General features: G+C 54.7%; 12 protein-coding genes and 1 other RNA gene. 4 read left to right on the forward strand and 9 right to left on the reverse strand.

Going from position 1 to position 11,571, the window contains the following annotated elements; all coding sequences use genetic code 11:
- Positions 1-72: 72 nt before the first annotated feature.
- From GKAS_RS12565 to GKAS_RS12600, 8 genes are all read right to left on the reverse strand, one after another.
- Entirely contained in the window at positions 73-495 is a 423-nt protein-coding gene (locus GKAS_RS12565; protein WP_035894633.1) for a hypothetical protein, read from the reverse strand.
- Between the two features lie 136 nt (positions 496-631).
- Positions 632-1,399 carry a heme ABC transporter ATP-binding protein gene (locus GKAS_RS12570; RefSeq protein WP_035894634.1) on the reverse strand — a complete coding sequence of 256 codons (768 nt, stop codon included), beginning with the start codon at positions 1,397-1,399 and terminating at the stop codon, positions 632-634.
- Positions 1,396-2,388, reverse strand: a complete 993-nt coding sequence (locus GKAS_RS12575; protein ID WP_035894635.1) for a FecCD family ABC transporter permease — start codon at positions 2,386-2,388, stop codon at positions 1,396-1,398. The genes GKAS_RS12570 and GKAS_RS12575 overlap by 4 nt, the downstream gene beginning before the upstream one ends.
- Before the next feature lie 50 nt (positions 2,389-2,438).
- Entirely contained in the window at positions 2,439-3,062 is a 624-nt protein-coding gene (locus GKAS_RS12580; RefSeq protein WP_035894636.1) for an SDR family oxidoreductase, read from the reverse strand.
- Positions 3,062-3,556: a heme utilization cystosolic carrier protein HutX gene (gene hutX / locus GKAS_RS12585; RefSeq protein WP_035894637.1), complete on the reverse strand. Its 495-nt coding sequence runs from the start codon at positions 3,554-3,556 to the stop codon at positions 3,062-3,064. Before hutX ends, GKAS_RS12580 begins: the two co-directional genes overlap by 1 nt.
- Positions 3,557-3,568: 12 nt before the next feature.
- The gene (gene hutW / locus GKAS_RS12590; RefSeq protein ID WP_035894639.1) at positions 3,569-4,912 is read right to left on the reverse strand and encodes a heme anaerobic degradation radical SAM methyltransferase ChuW/HutW; all 1,344 of its coding nucleotides are present in this window, start codon (positions 4,910-4,912) and stop codon (positions 3,569-3,571) included.
- Positions 4,913-4,929: 17 nt separating this feature from the next.
- The gene (locus GKAS_RS12595; protein ID WP_035894640.1) at positions 4,930-5,754 is read right to left on the reverse strand and encodes a heme/hemin ABC transporter substrate-binding protein; all 825 of its coding nucleotides are present in this window, start codon (positions 5,752-5,754) and stop codon (positions 4,930-4,932) included.
- Positions 5,755-5,756: 2 nt separating this feature from the next.
- Positions 5,757-7,859: a TonB-dependent receptor plug domain-containing protein gene (locus GKAS_RS12600; protein WP_035894641.1), complete on the reverse strand. Its 2,103-nt coding sequence runs from the start codon at positions 7,857-7,859 to the stop codon at positions 5,757-5,759.
- A gap of 395 nt (positions 7,860-8,254) precedes the next feature.
- Here GKAS_RS12600 and lpxO point away from each other — a divergent pair, with 395 nt between their 5' ends.
- The 4 genes from lpxO to GKAS_RS12620 all read left to right on the forward strand — a co-directional run bounded on the left by lpxO (position 8,255) and on the right by GKAS_RS12620 (position 10,812).
- A complete protein-coding gene (lpxO, locus tag GKAS_RS12605) occupies positions 8,255-9,157 on the forward strand; it encodes a lipid A hydroxylase LpxO (protein WP_035894642.1) in 903 nt (300 codons plus the stop codon).
- A 224-nt stretch (positions 9,158-9,381) separates the two neighbouring features.
- The gene (locus GKAS_RS12610) at positions 9,382-9,714 is read left to right on the forward strand and encodes a TehB family protein (RefSeq protein WP_035894643.1); all 333 of its coding nucleotides are present in this window, start codon (positions 9,382-9,384) and stop codon (positions 9,712-9,714) included.
- A 10-nt stretch (positions 9,715-9,724) separates the two neighbouring features.
- Positions 9,725-10,063, forward strand: coding sequence for a DUF1869 domain-containing protein (locus GKAS_RS12615; RefSeq protein ID WP_035894645.1), 339 nt, complete (start codon positions 9,725-9,727; stop codon positions 10,061-10,063).
- A gap of 212 nt (positions 10,064-10,275) precedes the next feature.
- Positions 10,276-10,812 (forward strand): hypothetical protein, encoded by a 537-nt coding sequence (locus GKAS_RS12620; RefSeq protein WP_035894644.1) that lies wholly within the window; start codon positions 10,276-10,278, stop codon positions 10,810-10,812.
- A 159-nt stretch (positions 10,813-10,971) separates the two neighbouring features.
- Here GKAS_RS12620 and ssrA read toward each other — a convergent pair.
- Positions 10,972-11,334: a transfer-messenger RNA gene (ssrA, locus tag GKAS_RS23935) on the reverse strand.
- Positions 11,335-11,571: the final 237 nt, after the last annotated feature.

The following is an 11,571-nucleotide window of genomic DNA, read 5'->3' on the forward strand; positions in this document are numbered from 1 at the left end:
TTTGTGCGTTATCGCGTTGGCAGGCGTAAAAAAAGCCGCATTAGCGGCTTTTTGAGGTTCAGGCGAGCAGGGTTATTCGCTGACTTTTTTCTCGAGTTCAGCGGCACCGTCTTTGGTTTTATCCCAGCCTTTCTGAGCGCCTTCTTTGGTGGCGTCCCACCCTTTCTGGGAAGCATCTTTGGTTTTATTCCAGCCTTTCTGGGCGCCTTCTTTGGTGGCATCCCACCCTTTTTCGGTCCCTTCTTTGGTTTTATGCCATGTTTTTTGAGCGCCTTCGCTCACCTGGCTACCTACGCTGTCGCTCTTACCTTCGGTGGCGTGCTTAGACTTCAGCTTAAGCTCTTCGCCCTGGTTCTGTGCCTGATGCAGTTTCTCTTTTGCGGTGTTCGCGTTTGCCTGTGCCTGGGCAACCGTGTCGTCGGTGGCGTGTGTGGTCGCTGCGAAAACAGGGGAAGCCAGCAGAAGCGCTGAAAGTGCAATTGTTGTTTTTTTCATAACAAATCCTCATCAGTTTGTGAGCGATAGGAATGATGGCACAGACTTTTGGATGAGGCTTTAGGAATAAACTGTAATTGAATCATTGTGTTCCAACAGGCGGTTTTGGTCAGCGTCCAAAACCGCCTGTGAATCATCATCTTTCCAGCACGATAAGCGGTGCGTCGTCGTGCGTTCGGGTGACGGCCACTTCGGCTTGATAAAGGTTGCGCAAGGCGGATTCCGTCAGCACTTCTTGCGGTGTGCCGTTATCAATGACCTGACCTTTTTCTAACAGCACGATGCGGTCGGCGTAGCGTGCGGCAAGGTTGAGGTCGTGCAGCACACAGCAGACGTTAAACTGCCGCTTCTGTACCAGCTCGCGCAGCAGACGGAACAGATGCTGCTGGTGGTGAATATCCAGCGCAGAGGTCGGTTCATCGAGGAACAGCCACTTTGGCGTAGGCTCCGGTTCCCACAGCTGTACCAGTAAACGCGCCAACTGGACCCGCTGCTGCTCGCCGCCAGAGAGGTGACGATAGTCGCGGGAAGCCAGTTCACGGCAGTCGCACAGCGCCATAATATGTTCCGTCTCATCGCGCGGGTTACTGCTGCGGTGCGGATGGCGACCCATGCGGATAACCTCCATCACGCTGAAGGGGAACGCCATATCGTGGTTCTGGCGCATCACGGCGCGGCTTTTGGCCAGCGCCTCGGTTGGCCACGTATCCAGCGGTTTGCCAAACATCGAGCAGGTTCCGCTGTCCGGCTTCAGGTAGCCGGTTAGCTGGCGCAGTAGCGTTGATTTCCCAGCGCCGTTTGGCCCAAGAATAGCGACGATTTCTCCACCGGGCAGCGTGAGTGAGACGTTGTGAGTCAGGCGACGGCCGTTGATGCTGTAGGTTAGATTCTGAGCTTCAATCATAGCGCTCTCCGTGTCCGCAGGATCAGCCAAAGAAAATAGGGGCCGCCGATAAGGCTGGTGAGCAGGCCAACCGGCATTTCAGCGGGCTGCACCAACGTGCGTGCCAGCGTGTCGGCAACCAGTAAAAGGCAGGCGCCAGCAAGCGTTGAGCAGGGCAGTAGCCAGCGGTGATCGGCACCAATGGTCATGCGAATAAGATGCGGAATAACCAGGCCGATAAAGCCAATGACGCCGCTGACCGACACCGCCGCGCCAACCAGAAGTGAACTGAGCAACAGCAGCAGCTGCCGCTTTCGCTTCACGTTCACGCCGAGGTAGTGCGCCTCTTCATCGCCGAGCTGCAGCAGGTTCAGCGTGGTGGCAAGCCAGGCGGTGACGACCATGGCGGGCAGCGCAAACGACGCGGCAACCAGCAACGTTGGCCACTGTGCCTGACCCAGACTGCCCATCATCCACAGCGTGAGCTGACGCAGCTGCTGTTCGTCGCCGACATAGCTCAGAATGCCGATCGCCGCGCCACAAAGCGCGTTGATGGCGATCCCCGCCAGCAGAAGCTGGATCATACCGCCGTGGTGGTGGCGCAGGCTAATCAGGAAGATAACGGCGCACACCACCAGGCTACCGACGACGGCGAAAATCATCTGTTCGTACAGCAGAAACGCGGCGGGGAGTGAAACCGGGAAAATAATGGCGACGCCAACCATCAGCGCCGAACCGCTGCTGACGCCTAACAGGCCGGGGTCGGCCATCGGGTTACGAAATAGCCCCTGCATGATAACCCCGGCGGTAGCCAGCGCGCCGCCAACCAGCACGGCCAGCAGCACGCGGGGCAGACGAATGTTAAGCCAGATGTCACGGTAGTGCGCATCCTGCAACGAGGCGAAGGTGATTTTTAGCGCTCCCTGGCTGGCGCCAACCAGCACGAGGGTCGCCAGTATCAGCAGCAGGCCGATAAAAACGCTGAAAGAAGAGAGTGAATCCTTGAACACGCAAAGCTCCGTTACATCGATGCGGCGCGATGGACCGCGCCGCAGAGTGATTATGCCGGTTTGAGGTCCGGCTCAACCAGGCTGTAAACCTGCTGGTCGAGCGACGGGGCGCTGGCTAACGCCTGAATATGCGCGGCGACGTCCGCACGCTGCACAAAACCATGCACTTCCTGTTGCTGCACGCGCAGCGCCTTACCGCTCGCTTCACCGCTGAGCAGGCCCGCAGGGCGCAGAATGGCGTAGTCCAGCGTGCTGGTTTGCAGCCAGCTCTCCGCCAGGCTTTTCTCGCGAACGGCCTGACCAAACGCCGCTTTGGCGCGCGGGGAGAGGAACGGCCAGCTATCGCCGCAGCCGAGCGATGTCACCAGAATCATGCGGCGAAGACCGGCTTTTTCCGCTTCATCAATCACCGTGCGGTGGGCGAGATAATCCTGTGCGCCGCCCATCGTGGAGATAACAGTCGCCGTTTCACCAGCGGCCTGGCAGGCCTTGGCGACAATATCAGCGTCACAGGCATCGCCGATAAAAACCTGCGCGCCTAGCGCTTCCAGCCGTGTGGCGGCCTCTGGGTTACGCACCAGCGCCACCACCGGACGTTTTTCTGCCAGCGCCAGCGCGGCGGTGAGTGCGCCAATGCCTTTACCTCCCGCGCCAAAAATTAACCATGGGCTCATCAGGATTCTCCCGTCAGTACGGCCGCGAGCGTACGGAAGGCGTCAACCTGCTCGCTCAATAGCTGGCGGTGGTCGTCGCGACCAAGGAAGATTTTGAACATCGCGCTGCCCGCGGCGTTGAAGAACAGGATCGATGCGGTATCCATCGCCATAAATTTGCGTTCAACCAGGGCAATGTGGGTGCAGTTTTCCGCTTTGATGTGGCCGGTCATACCTTTCTTACCGCGCAGGTTAAAGTAGCCGTGGCGATGGAAGCCGGACGGCAGTTCACCGGTAAATTCCAGAATCACATCAGCGGTATGCACCAGCGTTGTGACCTTGCCCCATTCGGCGACGGTGTCCCAGACGGTGTCGAACTTGTCGCCCGCGACCAGCGTGTGGGATGGCAGGTTTTTCACTACTTCCAGCAGCGTGGTGTTGTACTGGCCTGCGATAGCTTCCAGCGTGCCGTCAGGCTCGGTTTTTAAAAAATCGTGCAGGGATACGTTGCTCATCATTAACTCCTGTTATTGGGTTTCAGCCGCAATGCGCGGTGTGTTAAGTGCCTGAATAAGTTCATCAAGAGACTGCAAAATGTTGCTCGCCCAGAAGCGGCCTTCGTTGGTCAGACGCAGGCAGGTTGAGTCGTCCAGCGTCAGCCCGGCGCGGTGCCATTGGGCGAGCAGCGGGGCGAGCTTCGCCGCATGCGGGGTCAGCGCGTCCAGCGGCACGCGGGCGGTTTCAACGCCAGATTGCAGCAGGTGCCGCCACTGGAAGCCGCGCTCGGCGGTACGCATCATCATCATCAGCGGCTTTTTCCCCGCGGCGATGGATTCGTGCCAGGCGTTGAGGTTGCGCTCGACCATCCACGAATAACCGTTGACGGAGCCGCCCGCGCCGGAGCCCAGCGCCAGGCAGTCTGCGCCTTGTTTAATCAGTAAATTGTAGAGGTTACGCTCGCGGGTGGTGCGCGCCCAGTGGCTATTGCTGATGCAGCGCCAGCCGGCCTGGTCCATAAAGTCGCAGCCCTGAAGGTAGAGGTCACGGCGCTCGGCAGGCTGCGGCACGCTGGTGCGGCCGTTCTCAACCGCCTTGCCAAGCGGCGTATTGGGCAGCAGATTAAGGGCGTAAAGGTCTACGCCATCAAGGCCGATATCACGGGCAATCGCCAGATCTTCCCCCCACAGCGCGGCGTTCTGGCCGGGCAGGCCAAACAGCAGATCACACACCACCGCGGCGCGGTCGCGCTTGACCAGCCCTTCCATAAAGGCGATGGCGGTAGGGCCGTCGGAGGTGCGGGCCATCTTCTTACGGATTTTGCTGTTAAACGACTGAATGCCAATGGAGAAACGGTTAGCACCGGCATCCAGACAGGCGTCGATACGCGCGTCGTCAAAGTTCAGCACCCGGCCTTCAATGGTGATTTCACAGTCCGGCGCCAGAGGTAGACGCTCGCGCAGCGCAGTAATGATGCGCGCCAGGTCGCGGGCCGAGAGCGCCGATGGTGTGCCGCCGCCGAAGTAGACGGCGTGAATTGGGGCGGACTGGTGCAGCACGCTGTCCGCCTCCATCTCAATTTCACGCAGCAGCGCATCGGTGTAGCGCGCGCAGTGGTCTTCTTCATAGCGGTTCTGGTAGAAACCGCAGAAGGTGCAGTGGGTAGCGCAGAACGGAATGTGCAGATACAGCAGGCGCTTGCGCGGCGGTGCGGCGTGAGCCAGCACCTCTTGCCAGGTGTGTTCAAGCTGTTCTTTGGCGATAGGCACCGCGCCACGCCAGGGCATCGTCGCCCGGCGGTCTTTAAAGGGCTGGCCGCCCTCCAGCGCAAAATGTGGGGTTAAATCCAGGTCGGTAGGGGTATTCAACATCATCGGTCTTTCTACGTCCTTTAGTGTGGCCAGAACTGGCGGTGCAGCGTTTCAACCGCGTCAGCAACGCGCGGGCCCATGCCGAGGATCAGTGATTGATCGAGTACCACGATGCGCTGGTTTTTCCACGCGTTGGTGCGGGTGATCCCAGCGATGGTGCTCAGGCGGTTGAGGTCGCCATCGACCATTTGTGAGGTGACGATAATCACCTCCGGGTTAGCGGCAATCAGCGCTTCTGCGCTGTAGCTGCGATACTGCGGATGCTGCGCGACGTTGCGGGCACCGGCGAGGGTCATAATGGCATCGGCAACGCTGCCTTTCCCCGCGACCTGCGGAGCGCTGCCCCCGGCGCTGAGAATAAACAGCGCGCTCACCGGGGCCGGTTTGCTGGCGCTGCTCTGCGCCACTTTTTCCAGCCGCTGGCTCAGCGTATTGATAAGCGCAGTGCCGCGTTCTTCGTCGCCAAGCTCGCGGGCAAGCGTGCGGATATTGGTGTACATCTGCTCGACGGTGGCCGGAACGCGTGGCAGGGTCAGCACCGCGACGTGCTGCGAACGTAGCTGGTCAAACACCAACTGCGGGCCCGCATCCTGCCAGGTGATAAAGCGGGTAGGACGCAGCGATAAAATGCCTTCGCTGCTGAGCTGCTTCCAGTAGCCGATGTGCGGCAGCGCCGCGGTCTCCGGTGGGTATGAGGTGGTTTCATCCACCCCGACTACGCGCTCGCCCGCGCCGAGCGCGTAAATCAGCTCGCTAAGTGAGCCTCCGGCAACCACGATACGGTCAGCCGCTTGGACACTAAACACGGCGGCCAGCGCCAGTAATCCGATAGCCAGTTTTTTCATCGTCAGAATTTCCATGCAAAGCCGACCGCCGCGTTTAAGCCCGCCGCAGGAATAGACTCGTGCGCCGTGCGGTAGCGTTTATCGGTCAGGTTGTTGAGCGCCAGATTGACCTGATACTGGTCGTTAGCGCCGAATTCGGTGTTAACCGCCAGGTTCAGCGTGGCCCAGCCAGGCGTGCGCGTCTCTTCCGTACCGGTATCGTCTTTGGCGCTGGAGGCTGCGCGGATAAAGAGGTCGGAAGTGACGTTTGCCGCATTGAGCATCAACGTGTGTTTCACCCCGGCACGGCCGTTAATCGTCGGCTCGCCGGTATTGGTGGTTTTCCCCGTCGGGCTTTCATATTCACGGCGAATCAGGTTGCCGCTGACGTAAGGTGATACGACCCAACCGTTATATTCAGCGCTCAGCTCCATGCCCCAGGTTTTGGCGCGGTCAATGTTGTCGTAGTAATAGTTGCCACTACGCGCTGAGTTGGTCGTGCCGTTACAGATAGCCTGACCAGAACAGGCGACGCTGGCGATATAGTCCTTTGCCTGCGAATAGTAGACTGCGCCATCGACCAGCCAGAGGTTGCCGTTGTAGCGGGCACCCAGCTCGTAGTTGTTGGAGTGCTCGGCTTTCAGGTTGGCATTGCCGTAGGTTGTCCCGCCCCCTGCAGAGGTTTGCGAAAACAGCTGCGTCAGCGTTGGGAAGACGTAGCCTTGAGCGAACGCTGCGCGCAGTTCAATGTTATCGAATCCCGAGTAGCGCAGGCTGGTGGCGCTAACCAGCGCATTGTCGCTTGTAGACTGCGCTCCGATAGACGTGTCTTTCGTGATGCCGTTTGTTGTGGAATTCGAATCGCCACGGGTGAGTTTTGACGACAGCCAGTACTGGCGAGCGCCGAGCGTCCAGGTCCAGTTATCGGCAAAATGCCAGTCGTTCTGGGCGAACAGCGAGGTATTGCTCTGCTCAGACTCGTTATAAGCGCGGGTTTGGGTTTCACGCGATATCGGCTTCAGGTAAGTTGAGCCGTTGGTGGTCTGAGAGACACGGTCACGCTGGTATTGTGTGCCGACGACCAGGTTGTTATTGGCCGGTAGCGAGATGTTGCTTTGTAACGTCACACCCTGAGTGTACTGCTTGTCGTTGGTTTGCGTTTGGTTATGAACAGCCGACGTCAGTACTTCGTTTTCAAACTTACGGGCGATGGTCTGCTCGTAGGCGTCGAGGTGGATCTTCTTCAGATAATCACCGTCGACATCGACGTCGTAGAACAAACCGACCTTTTCACGTTCCAGTTTCGGCAGCTTGACGCTAAAGGCATCGTAATCGCCGTTCGGGTCTTCGTAGTAGGTTTGGGTCGAGAGCTTGTAGCGGTCCAGCGACAGCCCGAAATGCTGATTATCCAGATTGTAGCCAAGCCAGACGCCCTGACTGTTGTTGCGGAAATTGGTGTTTGGCAGACGGCCGTCCGGCGTATCGCGCTCGCCCTGATCGGAATAGCTGCCGTTGATACGGTAATCAAACTGTCCAATGCTACCCCACGCTGCCGCCGACTCTTCCCAGCCAGCCGTGGCGGAGTTGTAGACCGCTTTCACCGTCCCGGAGAGCGGCTTATCGCCGCCTTTTTTGGTGATGAAGTTCACCACGCCACCGATGGCCTGTGAGCCGTACAGCACCGAGTAAGGGCCTTTGACCACTTCAATGCGCTCCAGCGCCGACTCGTCAATCAGCAACCCGGCACCGTAGTTTTGCCCGGCACGCTGGTAGGTGACTTCCTGACCGTCGATCAAAATCAGTACGCGGGAGGAGGCCTCGCCCCGGATACGAATCTGCTTACGCCCGGCCAGCGCGTTATCGGTGATCTCTACGCCGGGAATATCCTGCAAATCGTCGGCAATGGAGGTGCTGGTAGAGTTTTGCAGCGTCTGGTGGTCGATAACCTGGATAGTTGCCGGACTCTCCCACAGCGAGCTTTCCGAACGGTTCGCGGTGACGACGAGCGTCTCTTCTTTATTGGTTTTGTTCGGCGTGGTGGATGACGTAGAGGCTGACGCCGCGCTGGCGACAAACAGCGACAGCGCGGAGAGCGCGAAGGACCCTCGGGTAATGGAGTGCAACATCGGAAACCCTATAAATAGATATGATAATAATAATTACTATCAATTACATTTGCACATGATAAAAAGCACGTCCAGCATCGAAGGTATAAACAAAATGCATCTTTGATTTGGGTCAATTTATGCGGGAGAGAAGCCAGCTGAATGTGATATTGATCACCATAATACTGATAGTAATTAGGTGGTTAATGATGTGAATTTTTGATAGGGAAGGATTATCAACTAATCGGGCGAGGGCAAAGAAAATAGAGGGAGGAGAACACATTAGAGGAATGTTGAATGTTGCTTTTTGGTAATGCGGTTGCTTGATTATGTATTACATTTGTTAATGTTTTGGATTTTTCAGGAAGGATCCCTGTAGGGGACGACCAAACATAACCGAGACCGGGTAAGACAATATGAAATACGTTATTTTACTGCTTATTATCATTTCGGTGCTCTACGTGCATTTTCGCGGCAAAATCCGCTTTCGATTCTGGCGACAGCTCTCCGACCACTCCACTTTTACCGCCCCCTTAAACGGCTTTATGTATCTCTTTTCACGCGTGCCGAATACCCCGTATCTCCGCCCAGAGAACTTCCCGGAGCTGGCGGTGCTGAGGGATAACTGGGAGACCATCCGCGAAGAGGGGATTCATCTGCAAAAAATGGAGCAGATTAAAGCCGCGGAAAAATACAACGACGCTGGCTTTAACTCCTTCTTTAAAACCGGATGGAAGCGCTTTTACCTGAAATGGTATGAAGATGCGCACCCTTCGGCCAGTGAGCTCTGCCCAAAAACCACCGAACTGCTGCGCACCATTCCATCGGTTAAAGCGGCGATGTTCGCAACGCTACCCGATGGCAGCCGCCTACCGCGCCACCGTGACCCATACGCGGGTTCACTGCGTTATCATCTTGGCCTTGCAACGCCCAACGACGACCGCTGTTATATCGAGGTCGACGGCGATCGCTATAGCTGGCGCGACGGTGAAGGTGTGCTGTTTGATGAGACCTATATTCACTATGCGGAAAATACCAGCGGTGAGAATCGACTGATCCTGTTCTGCGATATTGAACGCCCAATGCGTTACCGCTGGGCGCAGAAAATTAACCATTGGTTGGGACGTAATCTGATGAGCGCCGCCGTAGCACCCAATGATACCGGAGACCGTATCGGTGGTATTAACCGTAGCTTCCGCTATATCTACCAGATTCGTATTGTGGGTAAGCGATTGAAGAAGTGGAATAAAACGGTGTATTACATTGTGAAATGGACACTATTTATAGGCATTGCGGTGCTGATCTGGCGAGCATTTTAGGTACATCTGATTAATGATTCGTTTTTCTCCTATTAATTCTGATAGGGCAGCAAGCCTGCCCTTTGATTATATTTAAAATAATTTAACCCTTATTGAGTATAAATAGGGGTAGGTGCTGTTGAGATTAAAAAGTAATACCCTCAGTTATTAAAAGGGGTATATGATATGCATCATATTTTCCCATTCCAGACCGCGCACATCGGCGTGGAAAGAGAGGCAGAATCATGCAGCGAATCATTATCCCCACTCATTATGTTCATACCCGTACCACGCCGCTGTGGACCAAAGAAACCGCCCCCGCGTCTATCTGGAAACGCCACCTTGATGCCGGTACGCGACAGGGGGTATTCCCTCGCCTGGCGGTGATGCAGGGGGCGATTCGCTACTATGGTTATGCCGATGAGACCAGCCCGGACCCGGTTGAAACCATGACGATTGAAGCCGGCCAGTTTGGCGTTTTTCCGGCGGAGAAATGGCACCGTATTGAAGCATTAAGCGACGACACCGTATTTAATGTTGATTTCTATGTCGATCCTAAGATTTTGATAGAAGGATGAAATGGGCACTATGAATAGTGAAAATAAAGGTTATTCCTTAGCGGTTATTAACGGTAATAACAAAGCGAAACAGGAAAAGGTTTATCTAAAACCGATGGCGCTTTATGTTCCTGATATTGCCGTACAGGCTGTCGCTGAGCTTATTTCTCCACTTTCTCCTGACAATGCTCAGGGTAAAGGCTTCCTGCTGACCGTCACCAATAATAATAACGGTGTGTCGGTGGATAAAGAATTTGCTGAATTGAGCGAGTTGCAGGACCCGACCGTGGCCGCTGATGCGGTGAAAGATCTGGTGAACATTGTTCGCGGGTATGAGTCGGACGAAGAGACTAACGTCTGCGGTTGGTAGTACAGCTATTCCTTTCTTAGCATTGCATTACAGTTAGCAGGTATCCTGGACGGGTTTACAAGGTTATCTGCTGCTGTCCCCCTACGATCGCTTCCTGAATTTGCGCTTTTTAACCCCCTATTATTTGGAGCTAACGTTACAAATGATTAGGCAACCTATTTCGTTATGGATATGCTAAATGGCGAATTAAAAAATATAATATTCAGGAGGTTATGGTGCGTCATTTTTATTCTGGGATAGTTGTTGGTCTGGCATTACTGGCATCGGCATGTGCGCCGGGGCCTTTAGGTACAAAGCGTTACGATCCGTACACCGGGCAGGATGCAGCTGTTGTCTACACTCAGCTCAATGACCAACATCAAGGATTGGTTTACTTTCAGCGTTTTGCGAAAGAAGGTGATTGCTATAAAGATCAGGAGCTTATTTATATCAGCAATAACCTTATGGCGGGCAAAGTTCACCGCTTTTATGAAAGCCGAATTCGTCCCAACCAGTATTGGGCCCTTTATGTGATGGATAACTCAAGCGGTCGTCAAATCGTCACGCAAACGGCGTTTATTCCTGAAGCCGGAAAACATTATGTTGCCATACCTTACCAGGGCGTAGTGGAAGTGCCGCTGGATCTGAAGTTATCGGGTAGCGACAACTTAGATAAAGTTTATGAACAATATAAAGATAAACCGGCTAAGCCGTGGAATGTGCGTAGTGGGGTGTGTAAGTTCTGGTTTGCGAAATTGATGGGGGCGTAGGTTTTTGCTTTGCTGGCGGCGAGTCTGCTTGTGGGTGTACTTCTGTTTGAACGTTTCAGACTTTGATATATCGCAGGACAAATAGCAGACACAAAAAAGCCCGCTAGGCGGGCTTTTAGGACTTCGTCTCAGGCTCTGGTGACCATCAACAAAGAATTTTGGTGGAGCTGGCGGGAGTTGAACCCGCGTCCGAAATTCCTACATCCTCGGCACTACATGCTTAGTCAGTCTTTACATTCGCCTGGCACCTGCGGACAGACACGCCACTACCAGACTAGCCTGATTAGTTTTAACGCTTCAACCCCAGGCAGGGCTTCCACGCGATCTCTTTTGGGTTTGACCTCTCTTTGATCCCCGTCTTAAGAGCGGAAGCTAGGGAGAGAGGGCTCAGAGCAGGTTATTAAGCTGCTAAAGCGTAGTTTTCGTCGTTTGCGACTATTTTTTGCGGCTTTTTACGAGGCCAACCGCCCCTCGGCATGCACCTTGGGTTTCGCAAATCCCGTCGAATCCAGAATCAGCCCCAATGTGTTGCGTGAAGTATAACAGATTTGTGACGTGTGACGCTAGTGCAGATCGCGAGGGATTGCAGCTGGTTGCATTTTGTACAAAGTATATAAACAGAGGGAATTATTAAAATTAAAACTATTTTAAGCAATGGTAACGATATAGATATAAATGCCATCGTTATTTAGCATGATATATTATATTTTAAATATCACGATTTAATTTATTGTAAGCGCATGTTAACGCTGCTTAAAT

Origin of the sequence: Kluyvera ascorbata ATCC 33433 (genome assembly GCF_000735365.1) — a bacterium.
Taxonomy (GTDB): Bacteria; Pseudomonadota; Gammaproteobacteria; order Enterobacterales; family Enterobacteriaceae; genus Kluyvera; species Kluyvera ascorbata.